General features: G+C 51.2%; 22 protein-coding genes. 17 read left to right on the top strand and 5 right to left on the bottom strand.

The features are described from left to right. Positions 1-121 precede the first annotated feature (121 nt). The 4 genes from CHU32_RS01185 (at position 122) to wecA (ending at position 5,020) form a co-directional block, all read left to right on the top strand. Positions 122-1,261: a polysaccharide export protein gene (locus tag CHU32_RS01185; RefSeq protein WP_103674258.1), complete on the top strand. Its 1,140-nt coding sequence runs from the start codon at positions 122-124 to the stop codon at positions 1,259-1,261. Next, a complete protein-coding gene (locus CHU32_RS01180; RefSeq protein ID WP_103674257.1) occupies positions 1,249-1,695 on the top strand; it encodes an arsenate reductase/protein-tyrosine-phosphatase family protein in 447 nt (148 codons plus the stop codon). Before CHU32_RS01185 ends, CHU32_RS01180 begins: the two co-directional genes overlap by 13 nt. A 19-nt stretch (positions 1,696-1,714) precedes the next feature. Next, the gene (etk, locus tag CHU32_RS01175; RefSeq protein WP_103674256.1) at positions 1,715-3,889 is read left to right on the top strand and encodes a tyrosine-protein kinase; all 2,175 of its coding nucleotides are present in this window, start codon (positions 1,715-1,717) and stop codon (positions 3,887-3,889) included. 132 nt (positions 3,890-4,021) lie between these two features. Continuing rightward, on the top strand, positions 4,022-5,020 hold the full coding sequence (gene wecA / locus CHU32_RS01170) for a UDP-N-acetylglucosamine--undecaprenyl-phosphate N-acetylglucosaminephosphotransferase (protein ID WP_176691605.1): 999 nt from the start codon (positions 4,022-4,024) through the stop codon (positions 5,018-5,020). A 43-nt stretch (positions 5,021-5,063) separates the two neighbouring features. Here wecA and CHU32_RS01165 read toward each other — a convergent pair whose 3' ends face one another. Next, on the bottom strand, positions 5,064-6,071 hold the full coding sequence (locus CHU32_RS01165) for a zinc-binding alcohol dehydrogenase family protein (RefSeq protein WP_103674254.1): 1,008 nt from the start codon (positions 6,069-6,071) through the stop codon (positions 5,064-5,066). A 111-nt stretch (positions 6,072-6,182) separates the two neighbouring features. Between CHU32_RS01165 and CHU32_RS01160 the strand changes: the two genes are divergently transcribed. Next, positions 6,183-7,109, top strand: coding sequence for a LysR family transcriptional regulator (locus CHU32_RS01160; protein WP_103674253.1), 927 nt, complete (start codon positions 6,183-6,185; stop codon positions 7,107-7,109). Here CHU32_RS01160 and CHU32_RS01155 read toward each other — a convergent pair. After that, positions 7,078-7,788, bottom strand: a complete 711-nt coding sequence (locus tag CHU32_RS01155; RefSeq protein ID WP_103674252.1) for a GntR family transcriptional regulator — start codon at positions 7,786-7,788, stop codon at positions 7,078-7,080. The two genes, CHU32_RS01160 and CHU32_RS01155, sit on opposite strands and share 32 nt — an antisense overlap. Positions 7,789-8,023: 235 nt before the next feature. Here CHU32_RS01155 and CHU32_RS01150 point away from each other — a divergent pair, with 235 nt between their 5' ends. The 10 genes from CHU32_RS01150 to CHU32_RS01105 all read left to right on the top strand — a co-directional run bounded on the left by CHU32_RS01150 (position 8,024) and on the right by CHU32_RS01105 (position 18,767). Next, positions 8,024-9,343, top strand: coding sequence for a PTS sugar transporter subunit IIC (locus CHU32_RS01150; RefSeq protein WP_103674251.1), 1,320 nt, complete (start codon positions 8,024-8,026; stop codon positions 9,341-9,343). Between the two features lie 18 nt (positions 9,344-9,361). Continuing rightward, the gene (locus tag CHU32_RS01145) at positions 9,362-9,670 is read left to right on the top strand and encodes a PTS sugar transporter subunit IIB (protein WP_103674250.1); all 309 of its coding nucleotides are present in this window, start codon (positions 9,362-9,364) and stop codon (positions 9,668-9,670) included. A gap of 6 nt (positions 9,671-9,676) precedes the next feature. Beyond that, entirely contained in the window at positions 9,677-11,362 is a 1,686-nt protein-coding gene (locus CHU32_RS01140; RefSeq protein ID WP_103674249.1) for a PTS transporter subunit EIIC, read from the top strand. Positions 11,363-11,373: 11 nt separating this feature from the next. Further along, positions 11,374-12,408, top strand: a complete 1,035-nt coding sequence (locus CHU32_RS01135; RefSeq protein WP_103674248.1) for an oxidoreductase — start codon at positions 11,374-11,376, stop codon at positions 12,406-12,408. Between the two features lie 10 nt (positions 12,409-12,418). Then, the gene (locus tag CHU32_RS01130) at positions 12,419-13,261 is read left to right on the top strand and encodes a DUF7916 family protein (protein WP_103674247.1); all 843 of its coding nucleotides are present in this window, start codon (positions 12,419-12,421) and stop codon (positions 13,259-13,261) included. A gap of 126 nt (positions 13,262-13,387) precedes the next feature. Continuing rightward, positions 13,388-13,678, top strand: a complete 291-nt coding sequence (locus CHU32_RS01125; protein WP_245880162.1) for a DUF2574 family protein — start codon at positions 13,388-13,390, stop codon at positions 13,676-13,678. Between the two features lie 281 nt (positions 13,679-13,959). Beyond that, positions 13,960-14,490 carry a fimbrial protein YehD gene (yehD, locus tag CHU32_RS01120; RefSeq protein WP_103674246.1) on the top strand — a complete coding sequence of 177 codons (531 nt, stop codon included), beginning with the start codon at positions 13,960-13,962 and terminating at the stop codon, positions 14,488-14,490. A 58-nt stretch (positions 14,491-14,548) separates the two neighbouring features. Then, the gene (locus tag CHU32_RS01115; RefSeq protein ID WP_103674245.1) at positions 14,549-15,232 is read left to right on the top strand and encodes a fimbria/pilus periplasmic chaperone; all 684 of its coding nucleotides are present in this window, start codon (positions 14,549-14,551) and stop codon (positions 15,230-15,232) included. A 12-nt stretch (positions 15,233-15,244) separates the two neighbouring features. Then, complete coding sequence (locus CHU32_RS01110; protein ID WP_103674244.1) at positions 15,245-17,731, top strand: fimbrial biogenesis outer membrane usher protein; 2,487 nt, start codon at positions 15,245-15,247, stop codon at positions 17,729-17,731. Between the two features lie 16 nt (positions 17,732-17,747). Further along, positions 17,748-18,767: a fimbrial protein gene (locus tag CHU32_RS01105; RefSeq protein WP_103674243.1), complete on the top strand. Its 1,020-nt coding sequence runs from the start codon at positions 17,748-17,750 to the stop codon at positions 18,765-18,767. A gap of 41 nt (positions 18,768-18,808) precedes the next feature. Here CHU32_RS01105 and CHU32_RS01100 read toward each other — a convergent pair whose 3' ends face one another. Beyond that, complete coding sequence (locus CHU32_RS01100; protein WP_103674242.1) at positions 18,809-20,152, bottom strand: NCS2 family permease; 1,344 nt, start codon at positions 20,150-20,152, stop codon at positions 18,809-18,811. 3 nt (positions 20,153-20,155) lie between these two features. Continuing rightward, positions 20,156-21,964, bottom strand: a complete 1,809-nt coding sequence (locus CHU32_RS01095; protein WP_103674241.1) for an adenine deaminase — start codon at positions 21,962-21,964, stop codon at positions 20,156-20,158. Between the two features lie 125 nt (positions 21,965-22,089). Here CHU32_RS01095 and CHU32_RS01090 point away from each other — a divergent pair, with 125 nt between their 5' ends. Beyond that, complete coding sequence (locus CHU32_RS01090; RefSeq protein WP_103674240.1) at positions 22,090-23,007, top strand: LysR family transcriptional regulator; 918 nt, start codon at positions 22,090-22,092, stop codon at positions 23,005-23,007. Here the strand turns inward: CHU32_RS01090 and CHU32_RS01085 are convergent, their stop codons facing one another. Then, positions 23,008-25,431: a DUF3772 domain-containing protein gene (locus CHU32_RS01085; protein ID WP_103674239.1), complete on the bottom strand. Its 2,424-nt coding sequence runs from the start codon at positions 25,429-25,431 to the stop codon at positions 23,008-23,010. A gap of 381 nt (positions 25,432-25,812) precedes the next feature. On the opposite strand from CHU32_RS01085, the gene CHU32_RS01080 reads away from it, so the two are divergent. Continuing rightward, the gene (locus CHU32_RS01080) at positions 25,813-26,142 is read left to right on the top strand and encodes a hypothetical protein (protein WP_103674238.1); all 330 of its coding nucleotides are present in this window, start codon (positions 25,813-25,815) and stop codon (positions 26,140-26,142) included. The last annotated feature ends 24 nt before the right edge of the window (positions 26,143-26,166 follow it).

Below are 26,166 nucleotides of genomic sequence, written 5' to 3'. Positions count from 1 at the left end.
TTCTGTTTTTATCTCCTCGCATGACGTGATAAAAACAATAGTGATAGCGCACGTTAATAAGATTGCTGGAAATGCAATCGGATTGACACTAAACCATTTGAACCACAGATGATTTTATATAATGAAAAAGAGTATTCTTAGGGTTTCTCTCGTGGCATTGGCTGTTGGGGCGTTAGCTGGCTGTACGGTCATCCCAGGACAAGGGTTGAGCACCAGTGGAAAGGACGTTATCGATCTTCCTGACAGCGATTACGATTTAAATAGCATGGTCAATGTCTTTCCAATGACGCCGGGTCTTATTGATCAACTTCGTCCGGTATCGGTAATGTCAAAAGCAAATCCTCAACTGGACGATTTGCTCAAGAGCTATCAGTACCGTATCGGGGTTGGCGATGTGCTGATGGTAACCGTATGGGATCACCCGGAACTGACTACCCCGGCGGGGCAGTATCGCAGCGCTAGCGATACCGGTAACTGGGTCAGTGCTGATGGCACTATTTTCTATCCTTACGTCGGTAAAATGCGGGTCGCCGGTAAAACACTTGCCGAAGTGCGCGACGAAATCACCGCCCGACTGGATTCGGTCATCGAAAGCCCGCAAGTTGATGTTAGCATCGCGGCCTTCCGTTCACAGAAAGCCTACGTGACCGGCGAAGTGGCAAAATCAGGCCAACAGCCGATTACCAATATTCCACTCACCGTTATGGATGCCATTAACGCCGCGGGCGGCCTGACGCAAGATGCTGACTGGCGTAACGTGGTGCTGACGCATAATGGTCAGGACACCAAAATTTCGCTCTGGGCGCTGATGCAGCGCGGCGATTTGACGCAGAATAAACTACTCTATCCTGGTGACATCCTGTTTATCCCGCGCAATGACGATCTGAAAGTCTTTGTGATGGGTGAGGTGGGTAAACAAAGCACGCTACGGATGGATCGCAGCGGCATGACGCTGGCCGAAGCGCTGGGTAATGCAGAGGGCATGAAGCAGGATATGTCAGATGCCACCGGCATCTTTGTTATCCGCTCTTTGAAAGGCAAGCAGAACGGCAAAATCGCCAATATTTATCAGCTGAATGCACAGGATGCCTCGGCAATGGTACTGGGAACTGAATTCCAGCTTGAACCGTACGATATTGTTTATGTGACTACCGCACCGCTGGTGCGCTGGAACCGTGTGATTTCACAACTGGTGCCGACCATCACTGGTGTTCATGACCTGACGGAAACCGCTCGTTATATCAAAACATGGCCAAATTAATGTTTAGTTCCATTCTGGTGATTTGTACCGGAAATATCTGCCGTTCCCCCACCGGGGAACGGTTGTTGCGGCATACGCTCCCCGGCATGAAAGTCGATTCAGCAGGCACCTTCGGCCTTAGCGGTCAGCCTGCTGATGCCACCGCAATAGAAGTTGCCGCAGCGCACGGCGTTTCACTGGACGGGCACATCGCACGCAAGCTTACCCCCGCCATGGCGCGCGATTACGATCTTATCCTGGTGATGGAACCTGCTCATATAGAGCAGGTGACTGCTATCGCGCCGGAGGTAAGAGGTAAAACCATGCTCTTTGGTCAATGGGCGGGTAAAAAGGAAATTCCTGACCCCTACCGCAAAAGCCATGAGGCCTTTGAACACGTTTACGGGCTGCTTGAGCAGGCCAGTAAAGAATGGGCTGTCAGGCTCGGAAAATAAAACGGGATAAATATTCGTTATGTCGACAAAAGTCACAACTGCCCCTGCTGAAACCGCGAACAACGAGCTGGATTTAGGACGTCTTCTGGGCGATCTGATCGACCATAAAAAACTGATTTTTTTCGTCACCGTGTTTTTTACGGTTATCGCTGTGATTTATGCGTTATTTTCTACACCGGTCTATCAGGCCGATGCGTTAATTCAGGTTGAGCAGAAGCAGGGCAACGCTATCCTTAGCAGTTTAAGCCAAATGATCCCGGACTCCTCCCCGGAATCTGCGCCCGAAATTCAACTGCTGCAATCACGTATGATCCTCGGTAAAACCATTGATGACCTCAGTCTGCGCAATGTCGTTGAACAAGACTATTTTCCGGTCTTTGGTCGTGGCTGGGCGCGTCTGACGGGGCAAAAACCGGGTGTCATTGCGCTGACCTGGCTTGCCGTACCGAAGGAAATGGCCCAGCAGGAATTTACCCTGACCGTGGGTGAGAAGGGACATTTCACGGTTGAAGGCGACGATTTCACGGCGCAGGGTCAGATTGGACAGCTGGTGGATAAGAATGGCTTCTCGCTTAAAATTGCCGATATTGATGCTGAACCGGGTACCCGTTTTACCCTCCGTCAGATGACCGATCTTGAAGCGATTAACGAACTGCTCAAACAATTCACCGTTAGCGAAAAGACCAAAGACAGCGGCATGCTGGGCCTGACCGTTACTGGCGAAGATCCGCAGCTTATCGCCCGTATTCTGAATAGTATTTCTGACAACTATCTGCAACAGAACATTGCTCGCCAGGCGGCACAAGACTCAAAGAGCCTTGAGTTTTTGCAAAAGCAGCTGCCGCAGGTGCGTAGCGACCTTGATCAGGCAGAAGATAAGCTCAACGCCTATCGTAAACAGAGCGATTCCGTTGACCTCAACCTGGAAGCAAAATCGGTTCTTGAGCAGATCGTTAATGCCGATAATCAGCTCAATGAACTGACCTTCCGCGAAGCGGAAATTTCCCAGCTCTATAAGAAAGATCACCCGACTTACCGGGCGCTGATGGAAAAACGCCAGACGCTGGAACAGGAAAAAACACGGCTGAACAAACGTGTTTCTTCTATGCCATCGACACAACAGGAGATCCTGCGTCTGAGCCGCGATGTGGAATCGGGCCGGGCCGTTTACCTGCAACTGCTGAACCGTCAACAGGAGTTAAGCATCGCGCAGTCGAGCGCCATTGGTAACGTGCGGATCATCGACCCGGCTGTCACCCAGCCGCTGCCGATCAAACCGAAAAAAGCGCTGGTCGTCGCACTTGGACTGTTGATGGGACTGTTTGTTTCTATCGGTCTGGTGCTGGCGCGGATGCTGCTGCGTAAGGGCATTGATTCACCTGAGCAACTGGAAGAGCAGGGGATTAATGTGTATGCCACCATTCCAATGTCTGACTGGCTGGCGCAGAAAACGCGGTTGCGAAATAAAAATATTTTCTCATCCCGCACGCAGCATAAGACCAAAAATATACCGTTCCTGGCGGTTGATAACCCCATTGACTTGTCGGTGGAAGCTATTCGTGGTCTGCGTACCAGTCTGCATTTTGCGATGATGGAATCGACTAACAATGTGCTGATGATTTCAGGGGCGACACCTGATAGCGGTAAAACCTTTGTTAGTAGTACGCTGGCGGCGATTGTTGCGCAGGCCGGTCAGAAAGTCCTGTACATTGATGCGGATATGCGTCGTGGCTACGCGCATGACTTGTTCAACTTTAGCAACAGCGATGGCCTTTCTTCTGTGTTATCCGGGAAATCCAAAGTGGAGGCCTCAATACAGAACTTCACCAAAGGCGGATTCGACGTGTTGACCCGTGGCCAGGTACCCCCTAATCCGGCTGAGTTACTGATGCACGATCGTTTCCGTGAATTACTGGACTGGGCAAGCGAACATTACGATATGGTAATCATCGATACGCCACCGATTCTGGCGGTGACCGATGCGGCGGTAATTGGCCGCTCGGCAGGCACCTGTCTGGTGGTGGCACGTTTTGAAGTCAACAGCGTGAAAGAAATGACGGTCTGCGTACAACGTCTTGAGCAGGCTGGTGTTAACGTGAAAGGCGCGATCCTTAACGGCGTGATCAAGCGCGCCAGTAGCTATTATGGCTACGGATACAACCATTACGGCTACAGTTATACCGATAAGAAGTAATCCTCGCAGTTCTCCCCGGCATCCTCTGCCGGGGTATCTCGTTTAATCGTAAATCAAAAAAGCGCTGCCAGTTTCACCGCTGGCGGTCTGTCTATGTGCACGGAAAATTCGGAGAGTTATATGGATTTCGTGATGATCCTAATCAGTGCTATTGGTGGTCTCGCGGTTGCTGGCTTCACCGCACCGGTATTCGGTCTGGTCGATAAGCCGGACGCGCGTAAAGTTCATGAAGGACACATTCCCCTCGTTGGTGGTATTTCAGTCTGGGTGGCGATGAGCGCCCTGCAATATTTAAACCCGCAGTGGTTACCCCACCAGCAGATGTTCTGGTTCTCGATTTCGATGCTGCTGATTATCGGTGTGCTCGATGACAGATTCAATCTCCCGGTGCTGCCGCGCGTCATTGCCCAGGCGATCGCAGCCGTGCTAATGATGCGTTCAGGATTGTGGTTATCCTCTCTGGGGGAGTTGATCCCCGGTTATGTGGTGACGCTTGGTGCGGTAGGATATCTCATTACCCTGATTGCTATTTGGGCATCGATTAATGCTTTTAACATGATTGACGGCATTGATGGATTACTCGGCGCAGTGTCCTGTGTTACTTTTGGCGCACTGGGCATTTTGTTTTATCTGCATGGCAATATCGGTGCATGGCACTGGTGTCTGGCGCTGGTGCTGGCCATCATGCCCTATCTATTAGCCAATCTCGGATTGTTTGGCGGCAAAAAGCGCAAGGTGTTTATGGGCGATGCGGGCAGCACGGTAATTGGTTTTGCTGCCATCTGGCTGCTGGTCATGGCAACGCAAAATGACGATGCGATCATCGCCCCCGTCACGGCGTTATGGCTAATCGCGCTACCGCTCGCCGATATGTCGGCCGTATCAATACGGCGGATTTTAAGCGGCAATAGCCCGTTCCGTCCTGACCGCGGGCATATTCACCACATCATCATGAAATGCGGCTACAGCAGCCGCCGGACGCTGGTTATTCTTTTTGCCGCGGCCGTGATTCTGGCATCCATCGGCATACTTTTTGACCGCTTGCAAATTGCAGAGTGGCTAAGCCTGGCGTTGTTCCTGCTGTGCTTTGCCGCGTGGGTGCGTTTCTCAATGAAAGTCTTCCATCGTTAATGGCATACGCGCGACGGCATCTGCCGTCGCGCTAGCGCTTGACTTAAAACCCCTCCAGTACGATCTTACCGATCGACCGTCCCGTCTCCACAAGCCGATGCGCTTTACGCAAATTCTCCGCATTAATTTTTCCGTAGTGCTCCCCAAGCGTGCTGACCAGCGTACCGTCGTCAATCAATGAAGCGACACGGGTTAGCAGGCGATGCTGTTCAATCATGTCATGCGTTTCAAACATTGAGCGGGTGAACATAAACTCCCAGTGCAGCGAAATGCTTTTCTTCTTCAGGGGAAGGGCATCCAGGCTTTGCGGATCGTCAATCAGCGCCAGTTTGCCTTGTGGTGCCAGCGCCTCAATAATGGCCGAATAGTGCTCGTCCGTGTGAGTCAGGCTGGCGACGTAATTCACTTCTTTAATGCCAATGCGCTTTAATTCTTCACTAAAAGGCTGTTGGTGATTAATAACATGATGCGCGCCGGCATCAATGACCCACTGCTGGCTGGCAGAACGTGATGCCGTACCAATCACCGTCAGCCGGGTTAATTTTCTTGCCAGCTGCGTCAGAATCGAGCCTACACCACCCGCCGCACCAACAATCAATAAACTTTCTCCCTCTCCACGACCTTCTTTTACGCCCAGACGGTTAAATAAAAGCTCCCATGCGGTAATTGCTGTTAATGGCAGGGCCGCCGCCGCCGCGTGATCAAGCCGTTCTGGTTTATGCGCCACGATACGCTCATCCACCAGCTGAAATTCACTGTTGCTACCTGACCGCGTTAATGCCCCGGCATACCACACCTCATCGCCTTCCTTAAACAGCGTAACTGCATCGCCTTTTGCCACCACCACTCCCGTCGCATCCCAACCCAGCACCCGGGGCTCTTCGGCATTGAAACCTGCCCGAACCTTGGTGTCGACCGGGTTTACCGAAATCGCTTTCACTTCCACCAGCAGATCATGTCCTTGCGCTTGCGGTACAGGCAGATCGACCTCCTGTAAAAAATCAATATTGCTGTCCTGAGAAGTTGCCTGCGTAATTGCGATAGCTTTCATATTGGCTCCTGGAATGGTAAACAGTTATTGGTTTGATGAATCAATGATAGATCCCTCAGGGAAAGGGAAAAATGGTTCGCCGACAACAGCACTTATATTCCGGGAGTGAAAATGTTCAGGCTGGAAGATTTAACCCTGTTTGTGCGCGCAGCGGCGCTGAACAGTTTTAGTGAAGCTGCTCGTGAGGCGGGGCTGCCGCCCGCACAGGTGAGTTCGGCAATTAAACGCCTTGAGAAAGCGCTCAATATCCGTCTGTTTGCCCGTTCGACCCGCAGCCTGCGACTCACTCAGGAGGGAGAAAGCTGGCTACCCTACGCCGTGAAAATGCTGGATACGATGCATGCCGGGCTGCAAAAAATCCAGGCTCCGGACGATGAAATCCGTGGCACGTTACACATTGCCGTACCGTCAGATTTAGGGCGTAATCTGTTACTGTCTGTGTTTCGTGAGGTATGTCAGCAGCATCCCGCGCTGCGTCTGCGTATTCTTTTTTCCGATCAGATTGCCGACGTGTTTAAAGATCCGATAGACATTGCGTTTCGCTATGGCACCAACGGCGATGCATACTACGTTGCTTTACCCGTTGCCCCCGATAACCGGCGCGTGTTGGTGGCATCGCCAGCATGGATACGCCAGCATGGCGAGCCGCAATCGCTGATGGCGTTGTCAACGCACAATGCGCTGACCTTCGTACTACGTGGCCGTTTGCACGATCGCTGGAGACTACTGGCGAATGGTGAAATTCATGAGGTAGATGTTTCTGGCTCGATAATGAGCGATGATGCCGAAGTGATCCGCCGTCTGGCGATCGCGGGTGAGGGGATAGCCTACAAATCCTGGCTGGACGTGAGTGAGGATGTGCAGGCCGGGCGATTACAACGCATCCTCACGCAGTATCAGGGAGAAAGCGTACCGCTAAATATGATCTGTCCCCACCGCCAACAACTTTCCCCGGCCGTGCGTCTGGTATACGCGTCGGTAAAAGCACGCTGTGAAAGCGTACAGGCTAGCTTCGCTGCACAATCGCATTGTAATTAAACCGTTGATAATGGTAGCGGCTGGTGCAGTATTCGAACGGCTGACCATCGTTCAGATAGGTCACCGATAGCGTAACGCTTACTGGTTCATTGACCTGTAGCTTGAGCCATTCCTGCGCTTCGTCATCACTGGGCAGCGAGTAAAACTGGGTATGGGAGCTACAGGGGATTTTCTTCAGCGACTGTTCTACGAACTGGTATACCGAACCGAGCGCGTCCTGGCGGGTAAAATCTGGCAAAATTTTTACCGGAATCCACGTTTCTTCAATAGACAGCGGATCGTTTCCGACATAGCGCACCCGTCTGAAATGCCAGGCGTACTGGCCTTCCGCCATTGCCAGCTGGGTGGCGATTTCGACAGGGGGAACCGCTATATCAAACTGTAGCAGGTGACTGTGCACTTCATCTCCCTGGCCACCAAGCCGACGACTGACGCCCTGAATGGGTAACATTTGTGACGTGCGCTGGGGTGATGCCGTTTTTACAATGGTTCCCAGTCCACGTTGACGGGTAATAAACCCTTCACTCACCAGAATATCCAGCGCGTTATTTAGCGTAATTTTACTACAGGCGAATTCCGCGCAAAGCTGATGCCCATAAGGGATCTTCTCGCCCACTATATATTCACCGTTTTGAATTCTTTCCTTAATAATATTTGATATTTGAATATATCTACGCAAAGCGACTCTCCTTTCTCGGCAGCAAGAGGATTATATCCTGCCGGGTAAAACATTATCCAGATCTCATTTATTTTAAAAGTAGTCTACTTTTAAAATAAAAGACTTGATTTTGTTACACCTGGCGTTTCATGCTAATGCCGTCGACGGTAATGGTGTTTAACTATAAATAAGCCTTATTGATTACATTAAATAATTCTTGGTGTGAATATATAAACGGACCCATCGAGGAAACATAATGAAAGAGCTATTTTTAAAGAAAACCCTCGCGATGGCGCAGTGGATGGCGTCGCAAATTCATCTCCGAACCATGCGTGATGCATTCATTATGCTTATTCCATTTTTGGTGTTAGCAGGAATGATGATATTGGTTAATAATGTTATTATTAATCCGGGAGGCATCCTTTCCGGGTTTATTTCCGACACCACGCTGGCATCCTGGCAGGGGGTAGGAAATAAAGTGGTTAATGGCACGATGAATATCCTCGGAATGCTCATCGGCATTATTTTCAGCTACAACCTGGCGCGCAACCGGCAGTTTGCCAATCCGCTCATGGCCGCGCTGGTCACCGTCAGCTGCTTGTTTGTTCTGATGCCGGTGCTGAATGGCTTTACTCCTGAGGGCGCAGAGGCGGAGGTGCTGATTAAAGGTGCGGCCCCGTATGCGCTATTAGGCACCAGCGGGACTTTCGTGTCATTGTTGTGTGGGGGGATGGCGACGGAGGTTTTTATCCGGATATGCAAAAACAAACACCTGCAAATTCGGCTTGAAGGCAATGTGCCCCCGGCGGTGATTCAGTCGTTTAATACCTTGTTTGCCGTCATGATCACCGTGTTGATGTTTGCAATCAGCTCCTGCCTGATTGTCTCCTTTTGCGGTATGGAACTGCATGAAATCATTAACAAAGTTATTCAGGCACCGCTCCTGGGCCTGGCAACTAATCTACCTGCTTACATTCTGATTGATATCATCAATAACTTTGTTTTTTCCATGGGCATAAATCCCGGTGGTATTACCGGTGCGATTATGGAAGCACCGATTATGGTGGCGACCCAGCAGAATATGGACGCGTGGGCGGCAGGCAAAGACATCCCGAATATTATAGTGCGGCCGTTCTGTGACTTGTATGGCCGTATGGGAGGGACCGGAATGACATTATGCCTGGTTATTGCGGTATTCCTCAGAAGTAAACGCCAGGAGTTGCGATCTTTTTCACGCACGGTTATACCGACAACGCTCTTTAATATTAACGAACCGGTTATCTTTGGCTTTCCTATTATCTTTAACCCGATATTAATGATCCCGTTTACCTTCATTCCCTCAATATTGTATGTCATTGCTTACTACGCAACCGCGCTGGGGTGGGTATCGAAAATCGTTGTCTATATTCCCTGGTCCGTGCCGCCGTTAATATCCGGCTATCTGGCCAGCGGCGGTGATTATCGGAATGTCATCTTGCAGCTCATTTTACTGGTGCTGGGGGTCCTGCTTTATATGCCATTCCTGATGCTGTATGAAAAAATGCTGACGATGCAGGAAACTACTGCATCAAAATAATGACCAAGGACAGAAATCATGAAAAAAATATTACTTATTTGTAATGAAGGAATGTCAACCGGCTTTTTGTGCAACAAGATGAATGAATATGCACAGCAGCAAGGGCTGGATATCCACGCGTGGGCGGTTCCCGAATCAGCGCTGGAGGGACAATATCAGGAAGCCGATATCGTCCTGCTTGGTCCGCAGATCGGTTATTTAATGGAATCCATCCGTAAGCGCGTGCACAACACGCTGCCCGTTGACGCCATTAGCCCCATCGATTTTGGCCGCATTAACGCAAAATCGGTTGTGGAGCAGGCGCTGTCATTGATCAACAAAAATTAAGGACGGATGATGGGCAGCGCAACGCTACAAAAAATCACCGATATCTCGCAGAAAATGGCCTCAGAAATTCATCTGCGCAGTCTGCGTGACAGTTTTATTATCACCGTGCCTTTCCTGGTGCTGGCCGGTTTATTCATCATGGTGAATTATGTTTTTCTTGATCCTAAAGGATGGATAGCCTCGTCATTAACCAGTGAGACACTTACCTCGTTACGCAGCGTAGGTGATCGTATTCTGAATGGCACCATGAATATTCTGTCGCTAATGCTGGTGATATTGATTTCCTGGAATATCGCCACTAAGCGTAAGTTTGCCACGCCGGTGATTCCGGCGATGGTTTCACTGGCGGTTTTTTTAGTGCTGATGCCCAATACGCTGACGCTGGTTCCGGTGGGTGCTGAAAGGGCGGTGGAAGTGAATGGCGTCATTTCATACGGCCTGACCAACGCGGGCGGCGTCTTTGTCGCCATTCTGGCAGCGGTGCTGGCAACCGATCTTTTTTTGTGGATCTCCAACAGTAAACGCCTGCAAATTCGCCTCGGCGATGATGTTCCGCCGATGGTGGCGCAGTCGTTTCAGTCGATGTTCTCTATCATGCTTACCGTACTGGCATTTGCTATTGTGGCGGTCGCCGTGCACGGTATTTTCCATATGGAGGTCAATGAGATTATCCAGAAGGCTATTCAGGCTCCGCTGGTCCATTTAACCACCAATTTGCCCGGCTTTCTGACCCTGACCACCTTAACCAATCTGCTATTTTCACTCGGTATCCATCCTTCAGGGATCATCAACCCGATCCTCGAACCGCCGTTACTGGTGGCGATGCAGGAAAATATGGCCGCTTTTGCAAAGGGCGAAGTGCCGCCGCATATTATTGTGCTGCCATTTCGCGATCTCTATGGCCATATGGGCGGGACAGGAACCACGCTGGCGCTACTGATAGCATTGTTCCTGCGCAGTAAAATGTCGAGCCACAAGAAATTTGCCAGAACGGTACTTGCGCCGGGTATTTTTAATATCAACGAGCCGGTTATTTTTGGTTTTCCGGTGTTGTATAACCCGCTCATCATGATCCCCTTTGTTATCTATCCGCAGATTAATTTCATCATTGCTTACTTTGCCACTCAGTGGGGGATGGTGTCGAAGATCGTCGCTTACGTGCCGTGGTCGGTGCCGCCGCTGCTTTCCGGCTGGCTTGGTTCCGGCGGCGATTTTCGCAATGTCATTTTGCAAATTCTGCTGCTGATGCTCGGGGTAATGATCTATCTGCCCTTCCTCGCGGCGTATGAGCGATCGCTGCTCAGCGCGAAAAAACAGAAACTGGTCAACGAGATAGCCGAAAACGCACAAATTGGAATTGCCGCATCCGAACCCAAAACGCAGACGGCAAAAACCATTATTCTGATGTGCAATGAAGGCATGTCCACGTCCATCATGGCACGAAAAATGAGCCAGTTCGCGCAGTCAGCGGGCTATCCGTTCACCATTTATGCCATTAACGTCGGCCGCCTTCAGGAAGAGTATCAAAAGGCTGACCTCATTCTGCTGGGGCCGCAGTTGGGCTATATGCGCGAAAGTATTTGTGAAGAGATCGGCAATCGCTGCCCGGTTCAGCCGCTGGATGCGGGCTACTTCAGTAAGCTGGATGGCAAAGCGGCCGTGCTGGCCGCACTGCCTTTGTTTAATAGTTAAGGAGAACGACCGTGATTTACAGTGCATTCATTGGTTTTGGTAAAAGTGCTACCCGTTACCATTTACCGTATGTATTAACCCGAAAAAATAAATTCAGCGTTAAGCGTATTTTTGATGTTGTGCGCAACCCACAACGCGAGCGCTTACCGGAGTATCAGGGAATACAGTTTGCCGATAACGTTGATGAGATCCTCAACGATCCACAAATCACCCTGGTCACGATTTGCACCCGGCCAGACAGCCATTTCCACTACGCCAAATTGTGCCTGGAGCATGGCAAAAATGTGCTGGTAGAAAAACCGTTTACCACCACCCTTGAAGAAGCGAAGACGCTGTTTGCGCTGGCGAAAGAGAAAGGCGTGGTGGTGTCTCCCTTCCAGAATCGGCGCTTTGATAGCTGTTTCCTGACCATGAAGCAGGCCATTGAAAGCGGCAAGTTGGGGGATATCGTTGAGGTTGAAAGCCATTTTGACTATTTCCGTCCTGACGCCGATCTCCAGCCTGGCGGTGCCTTCGACGGCGCATTTTATGGTCTCGGCGTACATACGCTGGATCAAATGTTGTCGCTGTTTGGCCGTCCGCAGCAGGTTGCTTATCATCTGCGCCATCTGCGCCAGAAAGCCAACCCCGACGATACTTTTGAAGCTCAGCTTTTCTATGGCGATCTGAAAGCCATCATCAAAACCAGTCACCTGGTGAAAGTGCCGTACCCGAAATTCCTCGTCCACGGCACTAAAGGCAGCTTTGTGCGCTACCAAATCGATCAGCAGGAGACCAGTCTGAAAGCCGGCATTATGCCGGATCATCCGGACTTCGCCGCCGATAATCAGTGCGCACTGCTTGAGTATGTCGATGAACAGGGCAACACCCATACCGAGCATCTGCCGCCGGTTAAAGGTGATTATGGTCGGGTCTATGATGCGCTCTACGAAACCCTCACGACGGGCGTTGCAAATTATGTTAGTGAAGTGGAGGCGCTGACCAACCTTGAGATCCTCGAAACGGCTTTCCACCAGCCGTCGCCCGCACTGGTGACGCTTTCTTAAGGAGAAGATAATGCAGCGTATACTGAACTGTCGCACCAGCGACTTTGCGCAATCGGTGAGCGGCAGCGAACTCAGGCAGGCTATCGTTGCCTGCGAAGGGCGTACGATTATGGCGGAGGTGGCCGCCGGGGCAGCACCGCTGTATGGCGAAGTGACCAATGGCGAACTGTTATGCGCCTTTGGTGCGGATCTGCTGCTGGTAAAAGGGATGGACTGCCATTCGCAAAGCATCCAGGGCTGTCGTGACCTTAAGCATTTCAAAGCGTTAACCGGGCGTATGGTCGGCGTGAGTCTGGAAGTGTTGGCTGATGAAGCTACAGATAACCCCCGTGCCTGTAATCTCGCCAACCTGGACCGTATCACCGGGGCAGACTTTTTGTGTCTGACGGCGTACGACAAGCCGGGCGTAACGGCACAGCGAGTGTGCGAGGCCGTGCAGCAGATGCGTGCGCAGACCAGTAAACTGATCCTCGTCGCTAAATTTTATGCCGCCGGGCTGGCCTGCGCTGAAGAATATGCTGGCTACATTACTGCGGGGGCTGACGGTGTCATGGTCCCGGCTCCGGCAAGTTGCCGTGGGGCTTCTGAAACACGTGTTGACGCTGCGCTTGCCGCTATTCGTCAGGCGGGGGGGCTGGCCATTACCACTATCAGCAGCAGCCAGGAAGGGGCTGATGAAGAGACCATCCGCCAGATTGGTCTTGCCAGTAAACGCTGTGGGGCAGATCTCTACAACTTTGGCGATGCAGGCGTTGCAGGTATGGCCGACCCGCAGGCGGTTTATACTTTGTCACTGGCTGTGCGAGGCCGCAGGCATACATGGGTCCGAATGGCTGCATCGCTGGCACGCTAATGCTCAGACGTGGTACCTCAGCCCAGGTACCACGTCTAAACATGATTATTATTGGATGTGTATAGCTTTCCCCGGTGACATCGCTCATAATTTTATACAAACATACATGCTTGTTAAGGAGTGATAATGAACATGAAAACGTGTTTACTGGCAGGGATTTTTGTATTGAGCAACACCATAAGCATGGTGCCTGCCGTCGCCTCGGATACGGCAATCCTGGCCATTAATGGACGCGTAAGCGCGCCAACCTGTCGCATAGAGGTTAATGATAACCAGGTACAACAACACTGTGGAAATGCGACTCAGCGTATTTCCCTTTCTGCATCTCCGCTTTCATCGGGACGCGGCGTGGTGACACAACTTATCTCCCTGCCAGATGATGCCTCCCGCTACATTATTTTAAACCGCTACGAATAAATCCCCCTTTTTTTGAATAAACAGATATTATTCCAGTGAATAATATCTGTTTATTTATTCATGTGAAAAATAAACGTTGTTATTATCAATAAAAATTAATACACCATACAAATAAACTCTAGGGTGATTTATTTGTAAAGATTATAATGCATTGTATAATTTGTTTTAAATCAATAAAACATCTCGTTTACATTGTGGTAACTTTTTTGATGTGAGAAATTTGTTTCAAGGGTTAACATCTCTTACCAAATTGAAACTAAATTATTAAAAAGGAAGTCACTATGAAACATTCAATCATTGCTGTATCCGTATTCTCTTCTGTTTTAATGAGCACCGGGGCTTATGCTGCTAACGAAGACGCAGGTATTCTTGAAATTACCGGTAAAGTGGTAGGCACGACTTGTGCATTTATTGGCGGCAGTACCGCAGAAATTAACCTGAACGAAATTGGCGCTGATAAACTCGATAGTTTGACAGTCGGAAAGAGTTACGATGCCCTGGAGGCCAGCACGCCTGTTCCACTGAAGGTGAAGTGTAATAATGATAGCGCACCAACAATTAGTTTCTCCACCACCCAATTTGATGGCAATGACATTACCCTTAATAATGGTTCTGCGAAAGGCGTCGGTTTTGCTGTCTATTACGGTGATACTAAAACACAAGTTGATCCGCAGGCTGGGGTAAAACTGACGCCAACCGGCAACGGAGAATATACGCTTAATTTCATCGCCCGCTATGCGCGAGCAGAGGGAGCCAGTGTTATTCCGGGTGATGTGAAGTCAACGTTAACCATGACGGTGGTTACTGATTAATTTTTCCTGACCGGCGGTTAACGCCGCCGGTTATTTCTCTGTGCAAGGCCGCATCCTTATGAAAAAAATAGCTGCATTATTATTATCTGTCATCATGTTGCCTGCTCAGGCAGGCATTGTTATTTACGGCACCCGTGTTATTTATCCGGCAGAGAAAAAAGAGATTACTGTACAATTAATGAATGAAGGACAAGAAGCGTCGCTGGTGCAGGCATGGATTGACGATGGTGATACCTCCTTGCCGCCGGAGAAAATTCAGGTTCCCTTTATGTTGACGCCACCCGTTGCGCGGGTCGCTGGTGGGTCGGGTCAGCAGCTCAAAATTAAGAAGATGGCGCATACCTTACCAACGGACCGTGAAACATTATATTTTCTAAATGTTCTGGATATTCCGCCAAATAACCCAGAGAATGCGGATAAAAACGTCCTGAAGTTCGCCATGCAGAATCGCATTAAGTTTATCTGGCGGCCAGCTAAAATAGCTCCGGTTACTACACAAAGCCTTCGCCAGATTAGTCTGGCAAAAAATGGTAATAGTACAACGATAAAAAATGATACGGCCAACTGGATTACTATTTCTGAGATTAATGCCGGCGGCATTAAAATAAATGAGCAAAGTATTATGCTGACGCCGTTGTCCAGCCGGGCGGTCACTCTGAAAAACACCAGCGCCAGGCATTATGACATCACGATTATTGACGATTTCGGTAATTACATTAGCGATAAAGTCACAGTTAAATAACAGGAGCTGAATATGCCACGGATGTTGCCTCGTGCTTCAGCGATAATGTTGATTCTATTTACCTGTCAAAATAAAGCAGTAGCAGAAGAAACCTTCGATACCCATTTTATGATGGGCGGCATGAAAGATCAGAAGCTATCTAACTTTCATATTGATGATAAAAAACCCATCGCCGGTAATTATGATCTGGACATTTACGTCAACAAACAGTGGCGGGGTAAATATGATATTGTTATTGATGATCAGCCAGATAACACTTGCATCTCATACAGCATGCTAAGCAAACTTGGCATCAGCGCTAAGGGGCTGGAAGCGAAAAAAGCTAGCGACTGTATAACACTTAAAAGTGTAATAAGAAGCGGAAGCTATGCTTTTGATATCGGCACATTTCGTCTGGATTTAACGGTTCCACAGGCGTTTGTCGACGAAGTCGAGGCGGGCTATGTATTGCCTGAAAACTGGGATCGTGGCATTAACGCATTCTACACCTCATATTATGTCAGCCAGTATTATAGTGACTATAAAGATGCCGGTAATAATAAAAGTACCTATGCCCGTTTTACCAGCGGTCTTAATCTGCTGGGCTGGCAGCTTCATTCTGACGCGACCTATAACAAAACTGATAACAGTAGCGGTGAGTGGAAGAGCAACACACTTTATCTGGAGCGTGGCATGGCCTCCCTGCTGGCGACGCTGCGTGCCGGTGATATGTATACCTCTGCGGATATTTTTGACGCGATACGTTTCCGTGGTGTACGCCTCTGGCGCGACATGCAAATGCTGCCGAATTCTAAACAACATTTTACTCCGCTGGTGCAGGGGATTGCGCGCAGTAACGCGCTGGTGACCATTGAGCAGAACAATTTTATCGTTTATCAAAAAGAAGTTCCGCCAGGGCCTTTTTCCATTGCCGATTTGCAACTGGCCGGTGGCGGAGCGGACCTGGATGTGACGGTGAAGGAGGCTGACGGTTCGGTAACGCATTATCTGGTGCCGTTTGCTGCGGTACCGAATATGTTGCAGCCAGGGGTGACAAAATACGATCTGGCCGTCGGGCGCAGTGCGATTGAAGGGGCGGGTAACCAGTCTGACTTCGCCCAGATCAGCTATCAGTATGGTTTGAATAATGTACTGACCCTGTATGGCGGCACGATGCTGTCGGAGCATTATTACGCTTTAACGGCGGGCACCGGCTGGAACACCCGTATTGGGGCGATTTCCATTGATGCCACGCGTTCCCACAGCAAGCAGGACAATGGCGATGTTTTTGACGGGCAGAGTTATCAAATTGCCTATAACAAATATTTGGCGCAAACCGCGACCCGCTTTGGTCTGGCGGCATATCGCTACTCATCACGCAACTATCGCACGTTTAACGATCATGTATGGGCGAATAATCGATCCCACTATGACCGGGATGCGAACGATACCTACGATATTGGCGATTACTACCAAAATGATTTTGGGCGCAAAAACAGTTTTTCCGCCAACGTGAGTCAATCATTACCGGAGGGCTGGGGCTCACTGGCGTTGAGCAGTCTGTGGCGTGATTATTGGGGACGTAGCGGCAGTAGTAAAGACTACCAGCTGAGTTATTCCAATAGCTGGCAGCAGATTAGCTATACCCTGTCCGCCAGTCAGACGTATAACGAAGATCATCATCAGGATAAACGTTTCAATCTCTTTTTCTCGATTCCGTTCGACTGGGGAGATGGCATTACCACGCCGCGCCGTCACGTGAATATGTCTAACTCAACGCTATTTGATGACAAAGGTTTTGCTTCGAATAATACCGGCCTGACGGGCACAATGGGGCAACGCGATCAGTTTAACTATGGGATTAACGCCAGCTATCAACGGCAGCGCAGTGAAACCACCGCCGGGGCTAACCTGACGTGGAATATGCCTTTTGCCACGCTGAACGGAAGTTATAGCCAGTCATCCGACTATACGCAAAGTAGTGCCAGTCTCTCAGGTGGCGTGGTGGCCTGGTCTGGTGGCATCAATCTGGCGAATCAACTTTCAGAGACCTTCGCGGTAATGCAGGCTCCGGGTCTGGAAGGGGCGTCGGTTAATGGGCAAAAATACCGCGCAACGGATAAAAAAGGCACTGTGGTCTATGACAATCTGACGCCGTATCGGGAAAACCATTTAATGCTGGATGCCTCACAGAGTGAAAGTGAGACCGAATTACGCGGCAACCGTAAAATAGTTGCGCCTTATCGCGGAGCAGTGATGGAAGTGCAATTTGCCACTGACCGGCGCAAGCCCTGGTTTATTAAAGCGCGCTCTGTAAAGGGTTCCCCATTGCCCTTTGGATATGATGTGGAAGATAAACACGGCCACAATATCGGCGTGGTCGGTCAGGGAAGTCAGCTTTTTATCCGTACCAATGAGGTGCCGTCAGTGATTTATGTGGCGACAGATAAACAACATGATAAATGCGCTATCAATTTCGATAAAAAAATTGATGAAAGCCATGTCTATATTTGCCAGTAGAGGCTGAGGACGCGTAATGAAAAGAAACGTTATTTTGGCAATTGTGCTGTGGTGGGGAATGAACATGGCCTGGGCCAGTTGCCAGTTAACCAATGCCTCGTTAAATCATACCGGTACAATCACCGTTGATAGTATGTTTCCGGTTACCGGGCAGGATACCCAAAATGTGCCAGCGACCTTTAGTGGCATAAAATGCAGCACAGAGAATGACACCATTTCCTATATACCGCTGGCAACCAGCAAACAGGTAGGCCCGTTCAGCAATGGAGAAATACTGAAAATCACCGTTACGGTGCCGAGAACTTCTGAGAAGATCGGCACGAAAAACATCACCGAAAAGACCATTAACTATAGCGTAAAGATAGAGCATGACTCTTACGACCCGTCCGGGACCGGCTCGGCGTCTGTTACCGTGCCGGGCGTCATGGCGGCGAATACCGGCGGAAACTCTAATTTCATTATTAATCTGGTGCTTGTTTTTTGTAAAACGGTGGGCTGGTCCGGTTGCGTTGATAATATTAATAAAACCCTGAAAGGCGATACCTACATAGAAAACCTTACCATTCACTATAATGCGAAAAAAACGACCTGTAAGGCGAATAATTTAACTATAAAACTGCCCGATATTGCGCTTTCCGAATTGCCAGCCTCCGGGAAAGCGACGGCTAAAAGCACAACGGATAATATCGAACTGCAGTGTGATAATCTGTTTGGCAGCAGGGAACAAACGTCACGCAAAATGGCAGTTTATTTGTCCAGCAGTGATTTAGTCACTGGCAGCAGTGCAATATTAAAAGGGGGGGCCAACAACGGCGTGGGCTTTGTGCTGGAGCATAATAATAAAACCGTCAATATATCGTCGGTGGAAGGCAGTTCAGCCAGTGCGGATACGCTGTGGAGTATTAATAAAGCAGGAGCCATCAGTCACGCGCAGGTCAAAATTCCGTTGACGGCCAGCTATTATGTTTATGATAAAAACAAAGTGCAGCCCGGCGCGCTTAAGGCAACGGCATTAATCCATGTTAAATACGATTAAAACCGGGTGATTTGCGTTCACCCGGTTATGCGGCCCTTGTTTTAGTGCTTCACCAGAGTGGCAAAATAGTAAACCAGCGGGATCGCCATGATCCACAGTCCCAGCGGGATTTCACGCCATTTACCGGCAATGGTTTTGATGACGATAAAAAACAGCAACCCACCTGCAATGCCGGTGCCGAAACTGTTGGCAATCAGTGTAATCATGACCATCATCAGCACTGGCAGGCCGTCGGTAAAATTGGCTAAATCCACTTTGCGCAGGCCGCTGAACATATTCAGGCCAATTAAAATTAGCGCAGGGGCAGTGGCTTCTTTGGGGATCATTAGCGCCAGCGGGGTAAAAAGCAGCATCAGCAGGAACATCATCGCCGCTGCCAGCGCGGTGATCCCGGTTTTCCCTCCGGCTTCTGCCGCGGCAGAAGACTCAATCAATGCTGTAGCCGCCGGAATGCCGACCAGAGGCCCTAATGCTGCGGCGATAGAGTCGACAATAAACGGGCGATTGATCTGCGGCATATTCCCGTCTTCGTCCAGCAGTCCGGCTTCTCCGCCTACCGCCAGGGTTGTCCCCATCGTTGAAAAAAATTCGGAGGCGAAGAAAACGAACAGAAAGGGCAGGAAAGCGATATTTAACGCGCCAAAGAGATCAACCTGAGCCAGCACCGGCGACAGTGAGTGCGGCAGGGCAATAAAATGTTCCGGCAGGCGCGTGACGCCCGCCGGAATGCCGATGAGCGTGGCGAAAAGAATCGCCCACAGGATCGCACCGGGAATGCGCCGTGACTGAAGCGCTATCGCCAGAAATAAACCGCACAGCGCCACCAGCGCACCAGGTGAAAGAAAATCACCCAGCATCAGGGCATTGGTTTTTGCATTAGCCAGCACCAGCCCGGCGTTGCGAAATCCCAGTACCGCCACAAACAGCCCGATCGAGGCCGTCAGGCCAAGCTTGATGGATTGCGGAACCGAACGGGTCACGACTTCACGCAGTCCCAGCCAGGTCAGCAGGAAAAAAATAATACCGGACCAGCAAGCGATACCGAGGCCGATTTGCCAGCCAATCCCCTGACTTCCCGCCAGCGTCACGCCTACCAGTACGGAACCGCCAATGCCCGGCCCGACGATAAACGGCAAATTGCCGTAAAAAGCCATCAGCAGCGTCCCGGCGACAAAAACCAGGATGGTCCCGGTGGTCGCTGCTCCTTTATCGATTCCTCCAACGGCCAGTAAACCCGGGATCACCACCAACAAATAGGCGGCAGCCAGAAAGCCGGTGATCCCTGCCAGGCATTCTGTTTTTAGCGTGCTCTGGCGGGAATATAATGCAAAACGTCGCTCCAGCCAGTTCCCGGATGCTGGCGTATTAACGCTATTTTCGGCCATAATTCATTCTCCTTTCGCGATGTCGGATGGCGTGTCTTCCATGATTTCCCGGTATGAAATCAGCGGATCGATAATTTGTCGTGTCAGCCCGTCGGTTAATCCTAGATCGGTAAGATGCGGCCCGGCGTTACAGGCAAGGCAAGTGCCTTCAATGGCTTTAAAGACCCGGTACGGCGGTTCCCAGTCGGCAATCTGCTGACTGCGCTCACGCAGCTCGCTGAAACGGGCCGCCAGTTCCCGGGCCGGGAGATTGGAGAGCATGCCCGCAATCGGCATTGCAACGTGGGCGATGATCTCGCCATTCTGCGCCAGCGCCATGCCGCCACCGCTGGCGATAACTTGTCCGGCGGCACGTGCCATTTCTACCGGATCGCGCCCCAGAACCACCAGATTATGTGCGTCGTGGGAATAGCTGGTGGCAATCGCACCGCGTAGTTCGCCCCATCCCTCAAGTAGCGCCATTTGCGGCCTGTCCTCGTGGCGACCATGCCGATGACGCACCCAGATAAGGCTAAATCCGTCAGGGATCACCACGCGGCCATCGCGAATTTGTACATCAACTTCGCCCCACTGTGTGAAGCGTGCGCCGCGAATATGACGCAGCCGCGCCTCGCCGCGCTGAATATCCGCCACGCGCAGCACAAAATCGTCCTCCCTGGCGGGCGGGAGCCGCATGGTATTCTGCGCTGACAGACTTTCTGCTGCTGTCGTTATCGCGTTCAGCATTTTGCCATCGCGGGCAATCAACTGGCCTGCTGAATAGACCCGACGGGCCGTCAGCGTTTGCAGCGAATCGAAAACCACCAGATCGGCGCGCCGACCGGCGGCAATCAGCCCCAAATCATGACGCTGTAAGCGAATCGCCGCATTGAACGTTGCAAAACGCAGCGCCTCGGTAGCGGGCAGGCCGGACGCGATCAGGGTATTGAGCAGCGCAATAATGCCGCCTTTTTGTAGCAAAATGTCCGGTGGGACATCATCGGTGCAGACGGTGATTTGTGAAGAGCGGTGCGGCAGGGTCATTAACGCCGCCACTATGTCGGGCAACAGATAGGGATGCGAACCGCGAATTTGCAGCGATAAACCCGCGCGCAGCTTTTCCAGCGCATCGTCGGCGGAGACCAGTTCATGATCGGAGGTGACGCCCGCAGCGAGGTAAGCCTGGAGATCGGCACCGCTCAGTCCTCTGGCATGGCCCTCAATAAGCTTGCCGCTGCGCAGTCCGGCTGCGAGGATCGCCTGCATCCGCTCACTGCCGTGCAGCACGCCGTGCATGTCCATCACTTCCGCAACCCCGCGCACTTCCGGCCAGCTCAGCAGTGAGGTCATCTCTGCGCCCGCGAAGTCTGCGCCGGACATTTCCAGGCCGGGCGTAGAGGGAACGCTGGAGGGGGCGGCGATCATCACGTGCAGAGGAAGGTCCCGGCTGGCCTCGACAGCATATTTCACGCCGTCAATACCCAGTACGTTCGCCAGTTCATGAGGGTCCCAGAAGACCGCCGTTGTCCCCTGCGCCAGCACGATTTCGGCGTAGCGCGCAGGGGTGAGATGGGAGCTTTCAAGATGAACGTGGGTATCAATCAACCCCGGTGAGAGATAACTACCCTCAAGGGAATGGATTGCTTTCGCCGCGGTATGCTGCCCGCGTGGATGGACGCTGGCAATCCACTCGCCGCTGATCCCAACGTCAGCCTCGCGGATCTCACCAGTGACCATATCGACAATTTGCGCATCGGTCAGCAGCAGATCAAAAGGAATTTCCCCTCTCGCAGCCCGTACGGCCTGACGCCGGGTTGTATCAGTCGCACCCATAAAATGTATCCGTTAAAAAAGGTGCTTTACTGTAGAGGCATGGCAAACGTTTGCCTATCTGAATAATTTTATGATGCGATAAGAAAGAGTTATTCTGAGGCGAACAGTCCCCGCTGAAGATAACGATGATGGAACCCTGGCGACGGCTACCCGCGCTCTCCCTGAAGCAATTACAGTATTTTGTCACGCTGGCCCGGCTGCGGCATTTTACCGATACCGCCAGTCGCCTTGCCATCAGCCAGCCTGCGCTGAGCAGTGCCCTGCGCCAAATTGAGAGTGTACTGGGTGGCAAACTTGTCAACCGTACTGCCTCTTCCGTTTCCTTGACCGAACTGGGTATGGCGATTTTACCGCACGCTCAGCGGGTACTGAGCGTGGCGCAGCGGGCGTTTGAGGATATGCAGCAAATCGTTGACGCAGGCGGGGACGGCACGCTGCGCATCGGCCTGGTGCCTTCCGTAAGCTCGCTTCTGTTTCCCTCGGTCCCTGAAAAACTGGGGCAAGCGTTTCCGCGCTTAACGCTTGAGTTCCACGATCATACCAATGACTCGTTGGTGGAAGAAATCCGCAACGGTGGCGTGGATTTCGGCATCGGTGCGCTGGACAGCGCCGTGCCTGCTGAACTGCAGAGCTTTCCATTACGGGAGGATGCGTTTATTGCGCTGGTGCACCGTGACGATCCGCTGGCTGACAGTGCGCACCTGCCGTGGAAACAGCTCGCCGCGCGAGATATCGCGGTGTTTTCGCGGGGCAACGTCCCGCGTCTGGTATCAGCACTGGCGGAAAGCCACCGGCTGACGTTACGCTTGCGCTATCAGGTGGAGTATATTGAAACGCTCTACGGTCTGGTCCGCTCCCGGCTGGCGGTTGCCATTCTGCCGCAGCTTTATACTACCCACTTACGCGACCCGCAGCTTCGCGTTGTGCAACTCCAGCAACCGGCAATGGCCCGCACCGTGGCGTTAATGCGTAGCGCACAGCCGCTGGCACCGCAACCAGAAGCCTGTTTTCAGCTTCTGATGGCGGTGCTGCGCGGGCAGTAGCTACTCTTCCGTCTCTGGTCGGGGCGCAGGTTGCTCCAGGATCATCGTCTGCGTCTGGCTCAGGGTGATCCCCTCCGCGCGCAGCATTTTGAGGATTTCATAGAGCAGGTCGCTGCGGGTTCCGCTTACCATCCTTGGACTATTAACGTAACCGGTGACGCTCAGCACGATACCGGTCGGCCCCAGTTCTTTAAAGCTCACCGACGGCGACGGCGTTTCCAGCACCGACTCATGCAGGTTATAGGCTTCCAATAATAAATTGCGTACCTTCTCCGGATCGATATCCAGCGGGAAGGTCAGCGTGATGGTAGCGACGCCCTGCGCATTGCCCATCGTGGCGTTACGCACGTTTTGGGAAATCAACTGCGAGTTTGGCACAATAACGGTGGATTTATCGCCGAGCTGAATTTCCGTAGCGCGCACGTTAATGCGCCGAATATCACCTTCCACACCGCTGATACTGACCAGATCGCCCACTTTGACTGGCCGCTCTGTCAGCAGGATCAGCCCGGAAATGAAGTTTTTCACAATTTCCTGCAGACCAAAACCGATCCCCACCGACAGGGCGCTGACGATCCATGCCAGCTTGTTCCACTCAATACCGAGCATTGAGAGGGTCAGCATGATAATCAGCACGTAGCCGACGTTGGTAAACAGCGTGACCAGCGAGGCGCGCATTCCGCGATCCATCATGGTTTTAGGCAGAAAGTCATTATCCAGCCAGCGACGCGATGAGCGCAGTACATACCAGCCAATCACCAGACACAGCACGGCATTAACGGCATGGGCGGGAATAATATTCATTCCTTCCAGCCCCTTACCGCCCCAGATATCAGCGATTTTAGTGAGCAGCTCCAGCGGCGTAGTGGTACCAAACGTGCCGTTCAACAGCGCGATGGCCGCCATCAGCAACAGACTGCTTTTCCCGAGAGCGGAGAACAGTGTCGATGCCAGAGAAAGATGACGGTCGCTCAGGCTGAGGGTACTTTTAAGGATTTTTCCACTGTGTGTGGTGGGGGAGAAGACGCTTTCGCACAGATCCACCACGAAATGAATAAGCAGATAGAGCGAGCTGACGACCAGGCCAATCCATAACAGTTCAAAGGTGACAAAACGCGCCAGCGGAATATAGCCTATCAACAGCGCTATCAGGATCACAAACGCGGTAAGGCTTATGAGCAAATGAATCAGTCCCGCCAGCGTCGAACGTGTTTCGGTTTGTTCCCCTTCGGCACGCATGGTTCGCCGCATGCGGTTAACCCGTATCGGTGCAATGACGCAGTTGATCGCCACCAGCAGCGCCGACAGCCCGTTGCCAAACAGCGTGGCATCAATACTGGCACCTATCAGCCCGTTAAGCTGTTCGACGATACCAAAGATAAAGATAAACGTTGCCAGCAGGATGGGAAATGACGCCAGCGTTTTGGCGAGCGGATCGGCAATGCCCGGCAGACGCCAGGAAGGATGACGGTTCGATAGCAGCGCAATCCCCAGGCCGGCAATGACGGCGGAAAAGTAGGTCAGACCCGTCATTAGTTCGGCAAATTCATTCACCGGCTGGGGGGTATCGGGCAGGCGGGTAAAAATATAACACAGTAACTGCATGCTGATCCCAAGCGTCAGCGTAGTGCTGAGCGTGGTAAAGCAGGCGAAAAAACTGCGGCGAAAACGCCCCTGCGGTAGCCAGTGCGGCAAGATCCAGTTGACCGGTTTGTCCAGCAACCGGCGGCCAAACAGGCCGATCCCCAGCGCCAGCAGCAGCAGGAAAGCGCTGCCAGTGCGCCATTCATCATCCCATGCCTGACTCCACGCGCTACCAACCTGCGCGCCAAACTCATCGAACCGGGCGGCGTCTTTTTCACTCGGGTTAATCAGCGGCGTCCAGAATTTTGCACCAAGGATACTGCCGGTATTGAGCGCAATTTGCGTTTTCAGCGCATCGCGTCGCATACCTGAAATCTGCGCCGAGAGATTTTGCGCGCCCACGCCAATGGCTTTGGTCTGTTCGATTTGGGTGGTGAGCTGCGTTTTACTGCTGGTGAGTTTATTACGTTGATTTATCACCTGCTGCGTTTCGGTCAGTGTACCGGGGGCCGGGGCCGGACCTAATACGTCTAATTGCCCCTGAATCTGCGCCAGTTGTGGCGTCAGCGCCACAACCAGCTTCTCTGCATCGGCAGCAAGCGTCTGCGCATCATCATTCAGACTGGTGAACTGCTTGTCCGCTTTGGCTGTGGCAACGCGCTGCTTCAGCGAGTCCAGCCGTTTTTGTAATGCGGGCAACGCCGTGCTGGCATTCACTTTGACCGGCTGCGGCTGTTCAATGTCGTTTTGACCAGTTGCGTCATCAGCCTGCGAAAAAAACGGCATCATCAGACAGGACAACAGCGCCAGCAGCAGCGGCACGCGTAATAGTTTTTGCATAAAAGGATCGTTCCACGAAATCAAGGGGATCAGGGCGCAGGGCCTTGCTTAGCATACATCCTATTCATGATATGAATAGTACCATTTGTCTGACTTCTGTAGTGCCGCGCCACAATCGCGGTTTCAGTGGTGAGGTTTTTTTGCGCACGGCGATGACCTTCAGGGCTACCTGTAAAATAAATCATGACGTGAATATGTTTGAGGGTAATTATTGTGCGATTATATTGATTGTTTGCAAAATTGATGTTAATCAACGAAACATATTATTAACATTGTATTAGCCATCGAACGATGAGAATGTGTATGAAACAGAAATGAGTTTCACCTTTTAAATACCAGTTACCCAATCATTGTTATTACCGGGCGTATTGGGAGGCGAAGATGAATAATATTATGATGATGGCAAGGTTGCGGGAGTTGATGGTTATTTTTATACATCAGCGTTCTATACCTGAAAAAGCAGCGGATGCACTGCGTTTTTGCCAGGAAAATATTCCTGAAGATCAGGTTTCCATTGGTGTATATGGAGAATACCTTGAAATTATTGAGCAAGTACAATTTATTGCTGATGAACAAAATCATATAGCACCGGATGACATGTTATCTTATGCCGGGGAAGTCATGATAAGTATTCTTATGCTATATGAACGACTGGGCGCAAATATTGCCATCGATGATTTAATGCAGCACTCAAGGCGTTTTAATCATTAAAAAAACCCCTGACGGCTGGCAGTC

The organism is Superficieibacter electus, assembly GCF_002915575.1.
GTDB lineage: Bacteria > Pseudomonadota > Gammaproteobacteria > Enterobacterales > Enterobacteriaceae > Superficieibacter > Superficieibacter electus.
Note: the sequence above shows the minus strand (reverse complement) of the source record. Positions and strands in the feature narration are given on the sequence as shown.

Bases quoted from the DNA above. Each gene is read 5' to 3' on its own strand.
- CHU32_RS01085 (WP_103674239.1), bottom strand. From the start codon at position 25,431: ATGCAAAAACTATTACGCGTGCCGCTGCTGCTGGCGCTGTTGTCCTGT.
- CHU32_RS01100 (WP_103674242.1), bottom strand. From the start codon at position 20,152: ATGGCCGAAAATAGCGTTAATACGCCAGCATCCGGGAACTGGCTGGAG.
- CHU32_RS01140 (WP_103674249.1), top strand. From the start codon at position 9,677: ATGATGGGCAGCGCAACGCTACAAAAAATCACCGATATCTCGCAGAAA.
- etk (WP_103674256.1), top strand. From the start codon at position 1,715: ATGTCGACAAAAGTCACAACTGCCCCTGCTGAAACCGCGAACAACGAG.
- CHU32_RS01115 (WP_103674245.1), top strand. From the start codon at position 14,549: ATGAAAAAAATAGCTGCATTATTATTATCTGTCATCATGTTGCCTGCT.
- wecA (WP_176691605.1), top strand. From the start codon at position 4,022: ATGATCCTAATCAGTGCTATTGGTGGTCTCGCGGTTGCTGGCTTCACC.
- CHU32_RS01180 (WP_103674257.1), top strand. From the start codon at position 1,249: ATGGCCAAATTAATGTTTAGTTCCATTCTGGTGATTTGTACCGGAAAT.
- CHU32_RS01145 (WP_103674250.1), top strand. From the start codon at position 9,362: ATGAAAAAAATATTACTTATTTGTAATGAAGGAATGTCAACCGGCTTT.
- CHU32_RS01150 (WP_103674251.1), top strand. From the start codon at position 8,024: ATGAAAGAGCTATTTTTAAAGAAAACCCTCGCGATGGCGCAGTGGATG.
- CHU32_RS01105 (WP_103674243.1), top strand. From the start codon at position 17,748: ATGAAAAGAAACGTTATTTTGGCAATTGTGCTGTGGTGGGGAATGAAC.
- CHU32_RS01080 (WP_103674238.1), top strand. From the start codon at position 25,813: ATGAATAATATTATGATGATGGCAAGGTTGCGGGAGTTGATGGTTATT.
- CHU32_RS01165 (WP_103674254.1), bottom strand. From the start codon at position 6,071: ATGAAAGCTATCGCAATTACGCAGGCAACTTCTCAGGACAGCAATATT.
- CHU32_RS01130 (WP_103674247.1), top strand. From the start codon at position 12,419: ATGCAGCGTATACTGAACTGTCGCACCAGCGACTTTGCGCAATCGGTG.
- CHU32_RS01090 (WP_103674240.1), top strand. From the start codon at position 22,090: ATGATGGAACCCTGGCGACGGCTACCCGCGCTCTCCCTGAAGCAATTA.
- CHU32_RS01185 (WP_103674258.1), top strand. From the start codon at position 122: ATGAAAAAGAGTATTCTTAGGGTTTCTCTCGTGGCATTGGCTGTTGGG.
- CHU32_RS01160 (WP_103674253.1), top strand. From the start codon at position 6,183: ATGTTCAGGCTGGAAGATTTAACCCTGTTTGTGCGCGCAGCGGCGCTG.
- CHU32_RS01125 (WP_245880162.1), top strand. From the start codon at position 13,388: ATGAACATGAAAACGTGTTTACTGGCAGGGATTTTTGTATTGAGCAAC.
- yehD (WP_103674246.1), top strand. From the start codon at position 13,960: ATGAAACATTCAATCATTGCTGTATCCGTATTCTCTTCTGTTTTAATG.
- CHU32_RS01095 (WP_103674241.1), bottom strand. From the start codon at position 21,964: ATGGGTGCGACTGATACAACCCGGCGTCAGGCCGTACGGGCTGCGAGA.
- CHU32_RS01110 (WP_103674244.1), top strand. From the start codon at position 15,245: ATGCCACGGATGTTGCCTCGTGCTTCAGCGATAATGTTGATTCTATTT.